Origin of the sequence: Pseudomonas sp. A-1, assembly GCF_004801855.1 — a bacterium.
Lineage (GTDB): Bacteria > Pseudomonadota > Gammaproteobacteria > Pseudomonadales > Pseudomonadaceae > Geopseudomonas.
Window position 1 is genome coordinate 1 of record NZ_SSTC01000017.1, and the last position, 16,983, is coordinate 16,983.

Sequence of the window (16,983 nt, forward strand, 5' to 3'; positions counted from 1 at the left end):
CATGTGAGAGTAGGTCATCGTCAAGCACCTACACAGAAACCCCGACCAGCCACGCTGGTCGGGGTTTCGTCCTTTCGCTCCGGAAACTGCGCGTAAGTGCGCCATGACACGGCAAAATGACTTGTATCGGCCGTATGCTTGGCGCGTAGTCAAATACCTCAACCTGCATACAGGGAGTACGAACTTGGCCGGAAGCAGTCTGCTGGCATTGATCGATGACATTGCCACCATCCTCGACGATGTTTCGGTGATGACCAAGGTGGCGGCGAAGAAGACCGCCGGGGTGCTTGGCGATGACCTGGCCTTGAACGCCCAGCAGGTCACCGGCGTTGCGGCAGAGCGAGAGTTGCCGGTGGTATGGGCGGTCGCCAAGGGTTCACTGCTCAACAAGCTGATCCTGGTTCCCGCGGCCTTGCTGATCAGCGCGCTTGCGCCCTGGGCGATCACGCCTCTGCTGATGCTGGGCGGCGCCTTCCTGTGTTTCGAGGGCTTCGAGAAACTGGCTCACAAGTTCCTGCACAGCAAGGCGGAGGAGGAAGCCAATCATGCCCGTCAGCTTGACGCGCTCAATGACCCGGCCATCGACATGGTGGCGTTCGAGCGGGACAAGATCAAAGGAGCAGTCCGTACGGACTTCATCCTTTCGGCCGAGATCATTGCCATCACGCTCGGGGCTGTCGCTGCGGCCAGCTTTCTGAAGCAGGTGCTGGTGCTGTCGCTGATTGCCGTCGTCATGACGGTAGGGGTCTATGGCCTGGTAGCGGGGATCGTCAAGCTGGATGACCTCGGCCTGCATCTGCGACAGCGGGAGTCGCGTCTGGCACAGCGCTTCGGTGGCGCCATCCTCGGCGCTGCCCCCTACCTGATGAAAGGGCTGTCCGTGGTGGGGACGGCCGCGATGTTCATGGTTGGCGGCGCCATCCTGACTCACGGCATATCCCCGGTTCATCATGCCATCGAGCAACTCGCTCAGGCGAGCGGTAGCCTCGCCGCAGTCGGCGCTGTCGCCGAGGCCCTGCTTCCCACACTGCTCGATGCCACCTTCGGCGTGCTGGTTGGCGCCCTGGTGGTCGTGCTGGTGACGCTGTGCAGCAAGCTGCGGGGCAAGCCAGGTCTGGTAGGGTAGCGTCTGGGCGGACTTTCAGGTTCCGGCTTCGAGCAGCTGGGTATAGATCTGCAGATCCGCTGCGGAAAAGCAGCAGAACACCACCGACTCGATGGTCGGCAATGTCGCGACCCTGGCCCGCACGGTGGCCACGGCGATGGCTGCGGCGGCGGCGCTGGGATAGCTGAAGATGCCGGTGCTGATGCTCGGGAAGGCCAGGCTGCGGGCGCCGGCCGCTGCGGCGACTTCGAGGGAGCGTCGATAGCAGGAGGCCAGTACCTGTGCTTCGCCCTGCTGGCCACCCTGCCAGATCGGGCCGACGGTGTGCACGACGAAGCGGGCTGGCAGCCGATAGCCGGCAGTCAGCTTCGCCTCGCCGCTGGCACAGCTGCCGAGCTGGCGACACGCCTCGACCAGTTCGGGGCCTGCCGCGCGCAGAATGGCTCCGGAAACGCCACCGCCGCCGAGGAGCGATGGATTGGCGGCATTGACGATGGCATCTATCGCCAGGCTGGTGATATCGGCCTGAAGGGCCAGCAGTCGGGCAGGCATGCTGCAGCAACCTCGCACTTCACAAGGGTGGCCTGCTCCTGAGGGTAGCCGCCGTTTCTGCCAGCTGCATCGTCAGGGCGTCGACTGCTCGCTGCGCTGTTGCTGCAGGTGCCACATCTGCGCGTACTGGCCGTTCATGGCGAGCAACTGCGTGTGGGTGCCGCGCTCGATGATGCGGCCGCTGTCCATCACCAGGATCTGGTCGGCATTCATCACGGTGGAAAGGCGGTGGGCGATGACCAGGGTAGTGCGCCCGATCTGGATGTGCTCAAGTTCCGCCTGGATGGCCCGCTCGGACTGCGAGTCCAGCGCGGAGGTGGCTTCGTCGAAGATCAGGATGGCCGGATTCTTCAGGATTGCTCGGGCGATCGCCACCCGCTGCTTTTCGCCGCCGGAGAGTTTCAGGCCGCGTTCGCCGACCTGGGTTGCGTAGCCGTCCGGAAGGTTCTCCACGAACTCGTGGATGTGTGCGGCACGAGCGGCGGCCTCCACTTCCTCGCGACTGGCTTCCGGGCGGCCGTAGAGGATGTTGTAGTAGATGCTGTCGTTGAACAGCACGGTGTCCTGCGGAACGATGGCGATGGCTGCGCGCAGGGAGGCCTGGGTCAGTTGGCGCAGATCTTGGTCGTCAATGGTTATCCGACCGCCGTCGACGTCATAGAAGCGGTACAGCAGACGTGCCAGGGTCGACTTGCCGCAACCGGAGTGGCCGACCACCGCCACAGTGCCGCCGGCGGGGATCTCGAAGGCGATGTCCTGGAGGATCTGCCGGCGCGGGTCGTAGCCGAAGCGCACATCCTCGAAGCGCACCTGGGGCTGGCGGGTGACTAGCGCTCTGGCATCGGGCGCATCCTGCACGTCCTGGCGCTCATCGAGCAGGCCGAACAGGCGCTCCATGTTGGTCAGCGCCTGCTTGACCTCGCGATACATCATGCCGAGCAGGAACAGGGGGGCGGAGAGCTGCAGTAGATAGGCGTTGACCAGCACCAGGTCACCGACCGTCATGCTGCCGTCGACGACCCCGGCGGCAGCCAGCCACATCATCGCGGTGACTCCGGCCGACACCACCACCGCCTGGCCGAGGTTGAGCACGGCCAGGCTGACCGTCGCCTTGACCTTGGCATCCTCCAGATGCCGCAGGTTCTCGTCGTAGCGAATCGCCTCGTGCTCCTCGTTGTTGAAGTACTTGACGGTCTCGTAGTTGAGCAGGGAGTCCACCGCCCGCTCGTTGGAACGGGTGTCGGCCTCCACCGAGGCGCGGTAGTAACGGGTGCGCCATTCGGTGACGGCGAAGGTCCATGCCCCGTAGGTCAGCAGGGTGGCGAGGGTTACGGCCGCAAAGCGCCAGTCGTAGGCCCAGACCAGCACGGCAGTGACCAGCAACACTTCCAGCAGGATCGGGATGATCGAGTACAGCGTCCAGTCGAGCAGATCGGCTATGGCACTGCCGCCCCGTTCGACATCCCGCGCCACGCCGCCGGTGCGCCGCCCGAGGTGGAATTTCAGACTGAGCCCGTGCAGGTGGCGGAACACCCGGAGCGTGACCTGGCGCGAGGTGCGCGCCATGACCCGGGCGAACACCACCTGGCGCAGTTCGGTGAACAGGGTGACTCCGATGCGTGCCGCGCCGTAGGCCAGCAGGAGTCCGACCGGCAACAGCAGCAGACTGGGTTCGACATTGAGGTCGTCGACAATCTGCTTGAGAAGAATGGGAACCAGCAGGTTGAGCAGTTTGGCGGCCACCACCAGGCCCAGTGCCAACGAGATGCGCCCCAGGTAGGGACGCAGGTAGGGCAGCAGGTCGGCGATCACGGCGAACTCGCCGCGTACCCGCGGGGAGCGACTCAGCGGAGAGATGCTGGCGTGTTCTGGGGGATTGCTGGGTGTCATCGTCACCGGATCCTTGGGCGGGGCGCGCGCCGCGCGAGGGTGGCGCAGTCGGCCGATTGATAGGGCGACCATGCTGGGCCGCTCGTGGCTTCCGTGCAATGGGCGAACTGCCGGCGCACGGTGGACGGGGTTCTCGTCCCGGATGATGATCATGTGCGTATCTGCGAGGGTTCCGGGCGTGACGGAGCACGCGCTGGGGTCTCTTAACCTATTCTGCGGAGGAACCCTGTCGCTTGGCGATAGTCCTACTGCGGATCTAGAAGAAGGAGCGTTTCATGTACAAGCGAGCATTCTCTCGCCGGCTGGCTAGCGTGCTGGTGGCATCCCAGTTGCTGGTGGTGGCTCAGGTACCGCTGGCGCAGGCGGCAATGGTCGGTACCGGCGAGGTCCTGCAGGCTCAGCAACAGCAGGTCGATCGCCAGCAGCTGCTGGCCATGCTGGATGACAGGGGGGTGCGAGACAAGCTGGCCTCCCTCGGCGTCGAGCGGGAGCAGGTCGAGCAGCGCATCCAGAGCCTGACCAATGCCGAGCTGGCGCAGTTCAACCAGCAGCTCAGCGAGGCACCGGCCGGCGGCATCATCGGCATCATCGTGCTGTTTCTGGTGATCTTCATCATCACTGACCTGCTCTGCGCCACCGACCTCTTCACCTTCGTCAAATGCATCAATCGCTGAGATTGCTGGGGGCGGGACTGCTGCTGTTGCTCGCCGGCTGCGCGACGGCGCCGAGGCTGTCGCCGCAGGTCGAGCGGTTGCCGGAGCGAGTCGAACTGAGCGAGGTGCCGTTCTTCCCTCAGGCGCAGTACCAGTGCGGCCCGGCGGCTCTGGCCACCATGCTCAACCAGCGTGGAGTGACCACCACCCCAGGGCTGCTCAAGGACCGCGTGTTCCTGCCTGGTCGCCAGGGCAGCCTGCAGGTCGAGCTGGTGGCGGCGGCGCGCGACCACGACCTGCTGGTCTATCCCCTGGCGCCTCGCCTGGACGCCCTGCTGGCCGAGGTCGCGGCTGGCAATCCGGTCCTGGTATTGCAGAACCTGGCCTTCGACTGGTACCCGCGCTGGCATTTTGCCGTACTGGTCGGCTTCGATCGCAAGGCGCAGCAGCTGATTCTGCGTTCCGGCACCACGCGGCGCTGGGTGACTGACTTCGCCAGCTTCGACGCCACCTGGGCGCGTGGCGGGCGCTGGGCGGTGCTGACGCTACCACCCGACCGGCTGCCGGCGCAGGCCGAACTGACGCCCTGGCTGCAGGCTGCGGCCGATCTGGAGCAGACGGGGCATGCCCAGGCGGCGCAGCGTGCCTACCAGGTGGCGGCACGACAATGGCCCGATGAGGGAGTGAGCTGGTTTGCCCTGGGCAATTCCCGATACGCAGCAGGCGATCTCAAGGGGGCGCAGGCTGCCTTGCACAAGGCGACCACTGCAGCTCCCCGTTGGGCGCCGGCGTGGGGCAACCTTGCCCACGTGCTGGCCGAACAGGGTTGTGCGCAGCAGGCGCAGCGGGCGCGGCAGTGCGCCCGGCAACTGGCTCCGCAGGACAAGCGTTTTGCCGAGGCGTTGCCTGCGGCCAAGGGGGCGGGTGTCTGCCCGACTCTGGAGGGCTGTCCCCGCTAGGCGGTAGTCATGAACGACAACGGCCCTCCCGGGGCCGTTGTCGCTTTCCGGTCATACGCCGAACCGATCGCGCAGCTGGTAGTACCAGGCGCCCATGGCGGTGAAGGGCACGCGAAACAGCCGCCCACCGGGGAACGGGTAGTGGCGCAGGCCGGCAAAGGCGTCGAAGCGCGCGGCCTGGCCGTGCAGGGCCTCGGCGAGCACCTTGCCGGCCAGGTGGGTGTAGGTCACGCCGTGGCCGCTGCAGCCCTGCGAATAGTAGATGTTGTCTCCCAGGCGTCCTACCTGCGGCAGGCGCGACAGGGTCAGCAGGAAATTGCCGGTCCAGGCGAAGTCGATCCTGACGTCCTTCAATTGCGGGAAGGTCCTGAGCATCTTCGGGCGGATGATGGACTGGATGTCGGCCGGATCGCGGGCGCCGTAGACCACGCCGCCGCCGTAGATCAGCCGATGATCGGCGGAAAGGCGGTAGTAGTCGAGCAGGTAGTTGCAGTCCTCGACGCAGTAGTCCTGCGGCAGCAGGGCGCGTGCGCGCTCCTCGCCCAGCGGTTCGGTGGCGATCACCTGGCTGCCGCAGGGCATCGACTTGGCCGCCAGCTCCGGCAGCAGGTTGCCCAGATAGGCGTTGCCGGCGACCACCAGGAACTTCGCCCGCACGCGTCCCTCTGCCGTATGGGCGACCGGGCTGCTGCCGCGCTCGATGCGCAGCACCGGCGACTGTTCGTGGATGACGCCGCCCAGCGACTCCACGGCCGCGGCCTCGCCGAGGGCCAGATTGAGCGGATGGATATGGCCGCCGCTGCGGTCGAGCAGGCCGCCGACATAGCTGTCGGTGGCCACCGCCTGGCGGATCTCCTGGCGGCCCAGCAGCTCGAGCTGGGTATGGCCGTAGCGCTCCCACAGCTTCTTCTGGGTTTCCAGGTGGTGCATCTGCCTGGCGGTGAAGGCGGCGAACACACCGCCGTCCTTGAGGTCGCACTGGATGCCATAGCGCTGGATGCGCTCGCGGATGATCCGTCCGCCCTCGAAGGCCATCTCGCCGAGCAAGCGTGCGGCAGGGGCATTGGTGCTGTGCTCGATGACATCGATGTCGCGGCTGTAGCTGTTGACGATCTGGCCGCCATTGCGTCCGGAGGCGCCGAAGCCGACCCTGGCTGCCTCCAGCACGATGACGCGAAAGCCATGCTCGAGCAGGGACAGCGCGGTGGACAGCCCCGTGTAGCCGGCACCGATGATGCACACGTCGGTCTCCTGCTCGCCCTGCAGCGCCGGACGTTCCGGAGCCGGGTGGGCGGAAAAGGCGTAATAGGACTGTGGGTAGGAGGTGTGCGTCATCTTGAGCCTCTGTCGAATATCCTTTACGAGCGTTTCGATCCTACGCCGGATTGGCCGTGGCGACCACCGGGGGGCAGCACGGCCTGAAATTGCCCGGAGAACCAAAAGATGGAGTTTTTTCAGTGGCTTAGCGAAAAAAGTGTTGACGGGGTTGGGGATGCTCCGTAGTATTCGCGCCACTGCAGGCGCATAGCTCAGTTGGTTAGAGCACCACCTTGACATGGTGGGGGTCGTTGGTTCGAGTCCAATTGCGCCTACCAAATTGCAGGCACATAGCTCAGTTGGTTAGAGCACCACCTTGACATGGTGGGGGTCGTTGGTTCGAGTCCAATTGTGCCTACCAAATTACAGAAAAGCCGGTCATTTTGACCGGCTTTTCTGTTTTCTGCGTCTTGGAATTGCTGCGTGAGGTGTGTGGGTGGAAACGGCGGTATGGCATCTGGCGGATTACGCGCTGAAGGGTGTCCAGCTGGGCGATGGAGTGCCGCTGTTGCTGGTGCATGGCTCGTTGTGCGACCACCGCTTCTGGTCGGCGCAGCTTCCGGTGCTGGCGGAGCGCTGGCGGGTGCTGGCGCCGAGCCTGCGGCGCTGCTTTCCGGAGCGCTGGGATGGCCGGGGCGGCGGTTTCTCCACCGTGCAGCATGTGGCCGACCTGGTCGAGCTGATCGAGCGCCACGGCGAGCCCATGCATGTGCTCGGCCATTCCCGTGGCGGCAACATTGCCCTGCGCCTTGCCGCGCAGCGTCCGGATCTGGTGCGCTCGCTCGCCCTTGCCGATCCGGGTGGTGACTATGCGTCCGGGCTGTTCGCGGCGGCCGGGGTGCCGGCGCCGGTTGCCGGAGGCGAGCGCAATCAGTTCCGCCTCGAAGCTCTGCGCCTGATTCGCGAGGGGCAGGCCGAGGCTGGCCTGCAGCTGTTCGTCGACACCGTCAGCGGTGCGGGTATCTGGCAGCGCTCCTCGGCGCGTTTCCGGCACATGGCGCTGGACAATGCCTTCACCCTGGTGGGGCAGGTCGAGGATGGGCCGGAGCCGATATCGGCGAAGCTGCTGGCCGGGGTTCGTTGTCCTGTCCTGCTGCTGGGCGGTGAGCGCAGCCCGCAGCCGTTCCCGGCAATATTGCGAATGCTCGAGCATCAGTTGGTGGGGGCGCGCTGTGTGCTCTTGCCGGGGGTGTCGCATGGCATGAATGTGCAGCGTCCGGCGCTGTTCAATCGCCTGGTGGGCGAGTTCCTCGAGTCGCTCTGACCGGCTGGATGGCGCTTTGCTTGCGCCTGAGCGGCTTTTCTGAAACGATGTCGGGCTAATTTTTCCAGTGATCTCCGCCTGTGTGCGGGAAGGCCGTTTTTCCGGTCCTGCCATCGTGAGGCAGTTTTCCCGTCGGGCGCCGCTTACTGGCTCATCCCACCCCATGTGGCCTTTGGTAGGGGTCACCACTGAGAGAGGAGGCGCCATGCCCATCATTACTCTTCCCGACGGTAGTCAGCGCTCGTTCGAGCAGCCGGTCAGCGTGGCCGAGGTGGCCCAGTCCATCGGTGCCGGCCTGGCCAAGGCCGCCCTGGCCGGCAAGGTCGACGGCCAGATGGTCGACACCTCGCATGTCATCGAGGCTGACGTCGCGCTGTCGATCATCACCGCCCGGGATGCCGAGGGCGTCGACGTGCTGCGTCACTCCTGTGCTCACCTGATGGCCATGGCTGTGCAGGAGCTGTTTCCCGGCACCCAGGTCACCATCGGTCCGGTGATCAACGACGGTTTTTACTACGACTTCGATTGCGAGCGTCCCTTCACCAGCGAGGATCTCGAGAAGATCGAGGCGAAGATGTACGAGCTGGCCAAGGCCGACTTCCCGGTCAGTCGCTCGCTGATGTCGCGCGACGAGGCGGTGGCCTTCTTCGACAGGCTCGGCGAGAAGTACAAGGTCGAGATCATCGAGTCGATTCCTGGCAACGAGCAGCTGTCGTTCTACAGCCAGGGCGATTTCATCGACCTGTGTCGCGGTCCGCACGTGCCGTCCACCGGCAAGCTGCAGGCGTTCAAGCTGATGAAAGTGGCCGGCGCCTACTGGCGTGGCGACTCGAAGAACAAGATGCTGCAGCGCATCTACGGCACCTGCTGGGGTAGCAAGCAGGACCTCAAGGACTACCTGCATCGCCTGGAGGAGGCCGAGAAGCGCGATCACCGCAAGATCGGCAAGCGCCTGGACCTGTTCCACACTCAGGAAGAGGCCCCCGGCATGGTGTTCTGGCATCCCAACGGCTGGACCCTGTACCAGGTGCTCGAGCAGTACATGCGCCGCGTGCAGCGCCAGAACGGCTATCTGGAGATCAAGACGCCGCAGGTGGTCGACCGCGTGCTGTGGGAGAAGTCCGGTCACTGGGCCAACTATGGCGACCTGATGTTCACCACCGAGTCGGAAAGCCGCGACTACGCGGTCAAGCCGATGAACTGCCCGTGCCACGTGCAGGTGTTCAACCAGGGCCTGAAGAGCTACCGCGAGCTGCCGATCCGTCTGGCCGAGTTCGGTGCCTGCCACCGCAATGAGCCGTCCGGCTCGTTGCACGGCATCATGCGTGTGCGCGGCTTCGTACAGGACGATGCGCACATCTTCTGCACCGAGGGCCAGATGCAGGACGAGGCGGCGGCCTTCATCAAGCTCACCCTCGACGTCTACTCCGACTTCGGCTTCAAGGACATCCAGCTCAAGCTGTCGACCCGTCCGGAGAAGCGCGTCGGCTCCGACGAGCTGTGGGATCGCGCCGAGGCCGCCCTGCAGTCGGCACTGGACAACGCCGGTCTGCCGTGGGAGCTGCAGCCGGGCGAGGGCGCCTTCTATGGTCCGAAGATCGAATTCTCCCTCAAGGACTGCCTCGGCCGTGTCTGGCAGTGCGGTACCCTGCAGCTCGACTTCAACCTGCCGATCCGCCTCGGTGCCGAGTACGTCAGCGAGGACAACAGCCGCAAGCACCCGGTGATGCTGCATCGCGCGGTGCTCGGCTCTTTCGAGCGCTTCATCGGCATCCTCATCGAGCACTACGAGGGCGCGTTCCCGGCCTGGCTGGCGCCGACCCAGGCGGTGGTGCTGAACATCACCGACAAGCAGGGTGAATTTGCCGCTCAGGTGGCAAAAGAGCTCGAGGCCAATGGCTATCGTGCCAAGGCCGACTTGAGAAATGAGAAGATCGGCTTTAAAATCCGTGAGCATACTTTGCTCAAGGTTCCCTACCTGCTGGTGATCGGGGATCGCGAAGTCGAATCGAAGACCGTCGCCGTGCGTACGCGCGACGGACAGGATCTGGGCTCCATGACCGTAGGCGAGTTCCAGAATCTGCTGGCCGAAGCCGTATCGCGGCGCGGTCGGTAACCCATTGGAGTAATCACTATTAAGCAGCGCGACATGAGACAAGACAGGCGAGCACAGTCCCGGCCCCCGATCAACGAAAACATCACCGCCCGCGAAGTTCGCCTGATCGGTGTGGATGGTCAACAGGTCGGCGTGGTTTCTCTCAACGAAGCCCTGCAGGCTGCCGAAGACGCCAAGCTCGACCTGGTTGAGATCGTTGCTGACGCGGTTCCGCCTGTATGCCGGATCATGGATTACGGCAAGCACCTGTTCGAGAAGAAGAAGCAGGCTGCCGAGGCGAAGAAGAACCAGAAGCAGGCACAAGTCAAGGAAGTGAAATTCCGTCCCGGTACGGAAGAAGGGGATTACCAGGTAAAACTACGCAACCTGGTACGTTTCCTTAGCGAGGGGGACAAGGCCAAGGTATCCCTGCGATTCCGCGGTCGTGAGATGGCCCACCAGGAGCTGGGCATGGAGCTGTTGAAGCGGGTTGAAAACGACCTCGCCGAATACGGCGCCGTTGAGCAGCATCCGAAGATGGAAGGACGCCAACTTATCATGGTCATCGCCCCCAAAAAGAGAAAGTAACCTCCAGGGCACTGGCAGGCCTTGCGGTTATGCGTAATCACTGAATGCGGAGTACTAAACATGCCAAAGATGAAAACCAAGAGCGGTGCCAAGAAGCGCTTCAAGCCGACTGCAAACGGCTTCAAGCACAAGCACGCTTTCAAGAGCCACATCCTGACCAAGATGACTACCAAGCGTAAGCGTCAGCTGCGCGGCACCTCGCTGATGCATGCATCGGACGTTGCCAAAGTCGAGCGCATGCTGCGCGTTCGTTAATCCGGTCAAGATAATCAAGAGGTTACAACATGGCTCGTGTTAAGCGTGGCGTCATCGCTCGTCGTCGTCACAAGAAGATTCTGAAACTCGCCAAAGGCTACTACGGTGCGCGTTCGCGCGTATTCCGCGTTGCCAAGCAGGCGGTGATCAAGGCCGGCCAGTACGCCTACCGTGACCGCCGTCAGAAGAAGCGTCAGTTCCGCGCTCTGTGGATCGCCCGTATCAACGCCGGCGCACGCGTCAACGGCCTGTCCTACAGCCGTCTGATCGCTGGCCTTAAGAAGGCTTCCATCGAGATCGACCGCAAGGTTCTGGCCGATCTGGCAGTGAACGAAAAAGCGGCGTTTGCTGCGATTGTCGAGAAAGCCAAAGCCGTTCTGGCCTAAGCCCCACGACAATCATCGGGTCCTCGGGCCCGGGCAACGTCACCGATAGGGGAAGGGCCTTTGTGCCCTTCCCCTATTTTGTATCTGGAGTCCGTACATGGAAAACCTGGATGCGCTGGTCTCCCAAGCCCTGGAGGCCGTGCGACACACCGAAGATGTGAATGCCCTGGAGCAGCTCCGGGTTCATTACCTCGGCAAGAAGGGCGAGCTGACCCAGCTCATGCAGACCCTGGGCAAGCTCTCGGCCGAGGAGCGCCCCAAGGCTGGCGCCCTGATCAACGCCGCCAAGACCAGCGTTCAGGATGCCCTCAATGCGCGCAAGGCCGACCTCGAGTCCGCCGCGCTGGCAGCCAGGCTGGCCGCCGAGCGCATCGACGTGACCCTGCCGGGCCGTGGCCAGGCCAGTGGCGGCCTGCACCCGGTGACCCGCACCTTCGAGCGCATCGAGCAGTTCTTCACCCGCATCGGCTACAACGTTGCCGAGGGCCCGGAAGTCGAGGACGACTACCACAACTTCGAGGCGCTCAACATCCCCGGCCACCACCCGGCGCGGGCGATGCACGACACCTTCTACTTCAACGCCAACATGCTGCTGCGCACCCATACCTCGCCGGTACAGGTTCGCACCATGGAGTCGACCCAGCCGCCGATCCGCATCGTCTGCCCCGGCCGCGTCTATCGCTGCGACTCCGATATCACCCACTCGCCGATGTTCCACCAGGTCGAAGGCCTGCTGGTCGACGAGAACGTCAGCTTCGCCGACCTCAAGGGCACCATCGAGGAGTTCCTCCGCGTGTTCTTCGAGAAGCCGCTGGGCGTACGCTTCCGTCCGTCGTTCTTCCCCTTCACCGAGCCGTCGGCCGAGGTCGACATGGAGTGCGTGATGTGCTCCGGCAAGGGCTGTCGCGTATGCAAGCAGACCGGCTGGCTGGAAGTGATGGGCTGCGGCATGGTGCACCCGAATGTGCTGCGCATGTCCGGCATCGATCCGGAGAAGTACCAGGGCTTCGCCTTCGGCATGGGCGTCGAGCGGATGGCCATGCTGCGCTATGGCGTCAACGACTTGCGCCTGTTCTTCGACAACGACCTGCGCTTCCTCGCGCAATTCCGCTAGGTCGACCGGTCAACCCGCTTTCAGGAGAACAGGATGAAATTCAGCGAACAATGGCTGCGCACCTGGGTCAACCCGCAGGTGTCGCGCGATGAACTGGTGGCCCGCCTGTCGATGGCCGGCCTCGAGGTGGACAGCGTCACCCCGGCTGCCGGCGCCTTCACCGGCGTGGTGGTCGGCGAGATCCTCGCCACCGAACAGCACCCGGACGCCGACAAGCTGCGCGTCTGCCAGGTGAGCAACGGCAGCGAGACCTTCCAGGTGGTCTGCGGTGCACCCAACGCCCGTCCGGGGATCAGGATCCCCTTCGCCATGATCGGCGCGGTGCTGGGCGAGGACTTCAAGATCAAGAAGGCCAAGCTGCGCGGCGTCGAGTCCTTCGGCATGCTCTGCTCGGCCTCCGAACTGCAGATCAGCGACGACGACTCCGGCCTGTTCGAGCTGGCTGGCGATGCGCCGGTCGGTCAGGACATCCGCAGCTACCTCAACCTCGACGACGCCAGCATCGAGGTCGACCTGACCCCGAACCGCGGCGACTGCCTGTCGCTGGCCGGTCTGGCCCGCGAGGTCGGTGCCCTGTACGACGTTCTGGTCAGCCGTCCGGCCATCGCCGTGGTGCCGGCTGCGCACGACGAGGTGCGCAGCGTCGAGCTGCTGGCGCCCAACGCCTGCCCGCGCTACCTCGGCCGGGTGATCCGCAACGTCGACCTGTCGCGGCCGACCCCGCTGTGGATGGTCGAGCGCCTGCGCCGCTCCGACGTGCGCGCCATCGACCCGGCGGTCGACGTCACCAACTACGTGATGCTCGAACTGGGCCAGCCGATGCACGCCTTCGATCTCGCCGAGATCAAGGGCGGCGTGCGCGTGCGTCTCGCCGAGGCCGGCGAGAAGCTGGTGTTGCTGGACGGCCAGGAAGTCGAGCTGCGTCCCGACACCCTGGTGATCGCCGACCACCAGCGCGCCCTGGCCATCGCCGGCGTGATGGGCGGCGAGCACAGCGGCGTGGCCGCCGGCACCCGCGACCTGTTCCTCGAGAGCGCCTTCTTCGACACCATCGCCATCGCCGGCAAGGCCCGCTCCTACGGTCTGCACACCGACGCCTCGCACCGCTACGAGCGTGGCGTCGACTCCCGGCTGGCCCGCGAGGCCATGGAGCGCGCCACTGCGCTGCTGCTGGAGATCGTCGGCGGCGAGCCGGGCCCGATCGTCGAGGTGGTCAGCGCAGAGCACCTGCCGCAGGTCGCCCCGGTCACCCTGCGTGCCGAGCGCATCGAGCAGATGCTCGGCCTTTCGCTTCCGGCCGTCGAGGTCGAGCGCCTGCTGACCGCGCTGGGCCTCAAGGTTGCCGCCAACGGGGCAGGGCAGTGGCAGGTGGAGATTCCCAGCCACCGCTTCGACCTGTCCATCGAGGTGGACCTGATCGAGGAGCTGGCCCGCCTGTACGGCTATAACCGGCTGCCGGTGCGCTACCCCGAGGCGCGCCTGGCGCCGCAGCCGCAGAGCGAGGCGCGCGCCGAACTCGGCCAACTGCGCCGCCTGCTGGTCGCCCGCGGCTACCAGGAGGCGGTCACCTTCAGCTTCATCGATCCCAAGTGGTTCGAGCTGTTCCACCCGGGCGTCGCACCGCTGACCCTGGCCAACCCGATCTCCGCCGACCTGGCCGCCATGCGCGCCTCGCTGTGGCCGGGGCTGGTCAAGGCGCTGCAGCACAACCTCAACCGCCAGCAGAGCCGCGTGCGCCTGTTCGAGTCGGGCCTGCGCTTCGTCGGCCAGCTCGACGGCCTCAAGCAGGAGGCCATGCTCGCCGGGGTGATCTGCGGCAGCCGCCTGCCGGAAGGCTGGGCCAACGGCAAGGAGGGTGTGGACTTCTACGACCTCAAGGCCGACGTCGAGGCGCTGCTCGGCTACGCCGGCGCCGGCTCCGCCTTCTCCTTCACGATCGGCGAGCATCCGGCCCTGCATCCGGGACAGACCGCACGTATCGAGCGCGACGGCCAGCTGGTCGGCTTCCTCGGTGCCCTGCATCCAGAACTGGCCAAGGCGCTGGACCTGGATCAGCCGGTGTACCTGTTCGAGCTGGTGCTGGCCGAGGTGGCCGCCGGTCGCCTGCCGCAGTTCCGCGAGCTGTCGCGCTTCCCCGAAGTGCGTCGCGACCTGGCGCTGCTGGTCGGGCGCGAGGTGCCGGCACAGAGCCTGCTGGACGACATCCGCGCCCAGGCCGGCGAGTGCCTCACCGACCTGCGGCTGTTCGACGTCTACCAGGGCAAAGGTATTGATCCACATAGCAAAAGTGTGGCAGTCGGCTTGACCTGGCAGCATCCATCGCGCACTCTTAACGACGAAGAAGTCAATGAAAACCTGCAAAGTATCATTGCTTCCCTGGGAGAAAGGTTCCAAGCCACGTTAAGGAAGTAAGCGTATGAAGGCCCTGACGAAAGCCGAGATCGCCGAACGCCTCCATGAGGAGTTGGGCCTGAACAAGCGGGAAGCCAAGGAGCTGGTCGAGCTGTTTTTCGAGGAAATTCGTCAGGCGCTGGAGCACAACGAGCAGGTCAAGTTGTCCGGCTTCGGCAACTTCGACCTGCGCGACAAGCGCCAGCGGCCGGGCCGCAACCCCAAGACGGGCGAGGAGATTCCCATCACCGCCCGTCGCGTGGTCACCTTCCGTCCTGGGCAGAAACTCAAGGCGAGGGTCGAGGCCCATGCTGGAGACAAGCCATAACCACGAACTGCCGCCGATTCCCGGCAAGCGCTACTTCACCATCGGCGAAGTGAGCGAGCTGTGTGCGGTCAAACCGCACGTGCTGCGCTACTGGGAGCAGGAATTTCCTCAGCTCAGTCCCGTCAAGCGTGCCGGCAACCGCCGCTACTACCAGCGCCAGGATGTCCTGACCATCCGTCAGATCCGTGCACTGCTCTACGAGCAGGGCTTCACTATCGGTGGCGCCCGCCAGCGTCTCTCCGGCGCCGAAGCGCGCGACGACAGCAGTCAGTACCACCAGTTGATCCGGCAGATGATCGTCGAACTGGAGGGGGTTCTGCAGATCCTCCGCAAGCCGTTATGAGCCCGTCTCTGCCAGAGAGCTCGCGCTGCTCAGTGCGTTGAGTCTCGCTCGACCTCGAACCCCACCACGCTGCGGCTCTCGCGGCTGAACTCCACGCCGATCAGATGGATTGGTTCTCCCCGAGAGCGATACTTCTCTGCGTAGCCGCGATCACGAATCTGTTGTAGCGCCTTGCCCTCGGGCACCAGCTCCACCACCTTGAACTCAAACAGGTAGACCTGGCTATTGAACAGCACGGCCATGTCGATGCGTCCACGGTTGGTCGCATCCTCAAGGCGGATATCCAGTCCCAGCGCAGCAAAGTGGCTGTAGAAAACGCTCGCCCAGTAGCCCTCGTACTGGGCAATCGGCTTGTTGCGATACCAGTCGTTGGGAATGCTGGCGAAGAAAGATGTGAACAGTGCCGAAAGGCCCTGGAAATCGTTGGCCAGCAGCCGGTCGTAGAGCTGTGGCAGATGTACCCCGCATCGTGCCGGATCGTCGCTCCAAGCCTGTAGGAGGGCGCTGTTCAGGCAACTGCGAACCTCGAGATTTGGATAGCGCAGGGTCATGTGCAACTGTCCCGGCAAGCGCCGCACACTGTCGATGGTCAGGTAGCCGGCCTGGAACATCAGCGCTTCGACGGGGATGTGGTCGACATCGAAGCTAGACAGCAGGGTTTCCAGCGCCATGATCCGTTCCAGATCCGGCGTGAAGGTCCGCCGTGTCGTCAGTAAGTCGACAAGGAAGGTCGGCGTCCCCGTTTCGAACCAGAACGGGCGGAACTCGCGTTCACGGAACAAGAGCAGCAGATCGAAGGGGTTGTAAACAGAGGTGCCGATCCAGTTGTAGCCGTTGTACCACTGGCGGACGTCATCCCGATCCAGGCCGACCAGCTCCGGGGCGAATACCGTACCCACGTCCTCGTCGGTATACCCACAGATGGCGGAATAGCCGGGTGACAGGGTGATATCGCGCAGGTTGTTCAGTCCAGAGAACAGACTGACCTTGCTGAACTTGGACACCCCGGTGAGCATGGCGAAGCGGATGTGTGCGTCGTTATCCTTGATCACCGAATACAGATCACGCAGCCCGTCGCGGATCTCGCGGGCGATTTCGGGGCGAGTCAGGTTGTCGAGGATCGGCTTGTCGTACTCGTCGACCAGGATCACCACCCGCTGGCCATGCAGGCGTTCGGCTTCGCGGATCAGCTCGGCAAAGCGGCCACGGTTATCGTGCTGTGTACAGCTGACCTGCAGTCGGCGCTCGTTGATGCCCAGCAGCTCGTCGATCTTGGTGCCCAGGTCTGCCGCATCACGGATCACCCCACCGCCGAAGCTGAGACGGATCACCGGATGACGCCGGTTCCAGTCCCATGTTTCGTGTGCTACAAGCCCACGAAACAGCGGCTCGTTGCCCTCGAACAGCTCGGCCAAGGTGTCGAGGAACAGGCTCTTGCCGAAGCGCCGCGGGCGGGAGAGGAAGTAGTAGTTGCCTTCCTCGATCAGCTGCAGGGCGATGCCAGTCTTGTCGACGTAATAGCAGTCATCCTCGCGGATGCGGGCGAAGGTCTGGACGCCGATGGGCAGCTTCTTACGTGACATGGCAGGCAACCTTTTGGCAGCTGGGGCGATTGTAGTCGAAGGCAGCCATCAAACTCAGTCGAGTCTGAGTTCGGCGGTATCTGGGAGCTTGGCAGATATCTCCGTCGGTTCAGAGGTGCTGGGGCACTGTAAACAGTGCAGGCATAAAAAAACCCAAGCA

General features: G+C 64.3%; 16 protein-coding genes and 2 tRNA genes. 14 read left to right on the forward strand and 4 right to left on the reverse strand.

What is annotated here, in order from left to right:
• Positions 1 to 184 precede the first annotated feature (184 nt).
• Positions 185 to 1,126: a DUF808 domain-containing protein gene (locus E5198_RS05565; RefSeq protein ID WP_136489021.1), complete on the forward strand. Its 942-nt coding sequence runs from the start codon at positions 185 to 187 to the stop codon at positions 1,124 to 1,126.
• A gap of 15 nt (positions 1,127 to 1,141) precedes the next feature.
• Here E5198_RS05565 and E5198_RS05570 read toward each other — a convergent pair whose 3' ends face one another.
• Complete coding sequence (locus E5198_RS05570) at positions 1,142 to 1,657, reverse strand: O-acetyl-ADP-ribose deacetylase (RefSeq protein ID WP_136489022.1); 516 nt, start codon at positions 1,655 to 1,657, stop codon at positions 1,142 to 1,144.
• Between the two features lie 72 nt (positions 1,658 to 1,729).
• On the reverse strand, positions 1,730 to 3,547 hold the full coding sequence (locus E5198_RS05575) for an ABC transporter ATP-binding protein/permease (protein WP_136489023.1): 1,818 nt from the start codon (positions 3,545 to 3,547) through the stop codon (positions 1,730 to 1,732).
• 275 nt (positions 3,548 to 3,822) lie between these two features.
• Here E5198_RS05575 and E5198_RS05580 point away from each other — a divergent pair, with 275 nt between their 5' ends.
• Together E5198_RS05580 and E5198_RS05585 are read left to right on the forward strand one after the other, a co-directional pair.
• Positions 3,823 to 4,221, forward strand: a complete 399-nt coding sequence (locus tag E5198_RS05580; protein ID WP_136489024.1) for a PA2779 family protein — start codon at positions 3,823 to 3,825, stop codon at positions 4,219 to 4,221.
• Complete coding sequence (locus E5198_RS05585; RefSeq protein WP_136489025.1) at positions 4,206 to 5,159, forward strand: PA2778 family cysteine peptidase; 954 nt, start codon at positions 4,206 to 4,208, stop codon at positions 5,157 to 5,159. The genes E5198_RS05580 and E5198_RS05585 overlap by 16 nt, the downstream gene beginning before the upstream one ends.
• A gap of 51 nt (positions 5,160 to 5,210) precedes the next feature.
• Here E5198_RS05585 and E5198_RS05590 read toward each other — a convergent pair whose 3' ends face one another.
• Positions 5,211 to 6,494: an FAD-binding oxidoreductase gene (locus E5198_RS05590; protein ID WP_168772481.1), complete on the reverse strand. Its 1,284-nt coding sequence runs from the start codon at positions 6,492 to 6,494 to the stop codon at positions 5,211 to 5,213.
• Positions 6,495 to 6,677: 183 nt separating this feature from the next.
• Here E5198_RS05590 and E5198_RS05595 point away from each other — a divergent pair.
• The 11 genes from E5198_RS05595 to E5198_RS05645 all read left to right on the forward strand — a co-directional run bounded on the left by E5198_RS05595 (position 6,678) and on the right by E5198_RS05645 (position 15,240).
• Positions 6,678 to 6,754 (forward strand) — tRNA-Val (locus tag E5198_RS05595).
• 6 nt (positions 6,755 to 6,760) lie between these two features.
• A tRNA-Val gene (locus tag E5198_RS05600) sits at positions 6,761 to 6,837 on the forward strand.
• Between the two features lie 75 nt (positions 6,838 to 6,912).
• The gene (locus tag E5198_RS05605; RefSeq protein ID WP_256658998.1) at positions 6,913 to 7,740 is read left to right on the forward strand and encodes an alpha/beta fold hydrolase; all 828 of its coding nucleotides are present in this window, start codon (positions 6,913 to 6,915) and stop codon (positions 7,738 to 7,740) included.
• A gap of 205 nt (positions 7,741 to 7,945) precedes the next feature.
• Positions 7,946 to 9,856, forward strand: coding sequence for a threonine--tRNA ligase (gene thrS / locus E5198_RS05610; RefSeq protein WP_136489027.1), 1,911 nt, complete (start codon positions 7,946 to 7,948; stop codon positions 9,854 to 9,856).
• A gap of 33 nt (positions 9,857 to 9,889) precedes the next feature.
• On the forward strand, positions 9,890 to 10,423 hold the full coding sequence (gene infC / locus E5198_RS05615) for a translation initiation factor IF-3 (RefSeq protein WP_136489028.1): 534 nt from the start codon (positions 9,890 to 9,892) through the stop codon (positions 10,421 to 10,423).
• Positions 10,424 to 10,483: 60 nt separating this feature from the next.
• A complete protein-coding gene (rpmI, locus tag E5198_RS05620) occupies positions 10,484 to 10,678 on the forward strand; it encodes a 50S ribosomal protein L35 (protein ID WP_090215844.1) in 195 nt (64 codons plus the stop codon).
• A 29-nt stretch (positions 10,679 to 10,707) separates the two neighbouring features.
• Complete coding sequence (rplT, locus tag E5198_RS05625; protein WP_090313179.1) at positions 10,708 to 11,064, forward strand: 50S ribosomal protein L20; 357 nt, start codon at positions 10,708 to 10,710, stop codon at positions 11,062 to 11,064.
• 97 nt (positions 11,065 to 11,161) lie between these two features.
• Positions 11,162 to 12,178: a phenylalanine--tRNA ligase subunit alpha gene (gene pheS, locus E5198_RS05630; RefSeq protein ID WP_136489029.1), complete on the forward strand. Its 1,017-nt coding sequence runs from the start codon at positions 11,162 to 11,164 to the stop codon at positions 12,176 to 12,178.
• A 33-nt stretch (positions 12,179 to 12,211) separates the two neighbouring features.
• Positions 12,212 to 14,590: a phenylalanine--tRNA ligase subunit beta gene (gene pheT, locus E5198_RS05635; RefSeq protein ID WP_136489030.1), complete on the forward strand. Its 2,379-nt coding sequence runs from the start codon at positions 12,212 to 12,214 to the stop codon at positions 14,588 to 14,590.
• A gap of 4 nt (positions 14,591 to 14,594) precedes the next feature.
• A complete protein-coding gene (ihfA, locus tag E5198_RS05640; RefSeq protein WP_136489031.1) occupies positions 14,595 to 14,897 on the forward strand; it encodes an integration host factor subunit alpha in 303 nt (100 codons plus the stop codon).
• Positions 14,878 to 15,240, forward strand: coding sequence for a MerR family transcriptional regulator (locus tag E5198_RS05645; protein ID WP_136489032.1), 363 nt, complete (start codon positions 14,878 to 14,880; stop codon positions 15,238 to 15,240). Before ihfA ends, E5198_RS05645 begins: the two co-directional genes overlap by 20 nt.
• Before the next feature lie 29 nt (positions 15,241 to 15,269).
• On the opposite strand, the gene E5198_RS05650 is transcribed toward E5198_RS05645, so the two are convergent.
• Positions 15,270 to 16,823, reverse strand: a complete 1,554-nt coding sequence (locus tag E5198_RS05650) for an ATP-binding protein (protein WP_136489033.1) — start codon at positions 16,821 to 16,823, stop codon at positions 15,270 to 15,272.
• Between the last annotated feature and the right edge of the window lie 160 nt (positions 16,824 to 16,983).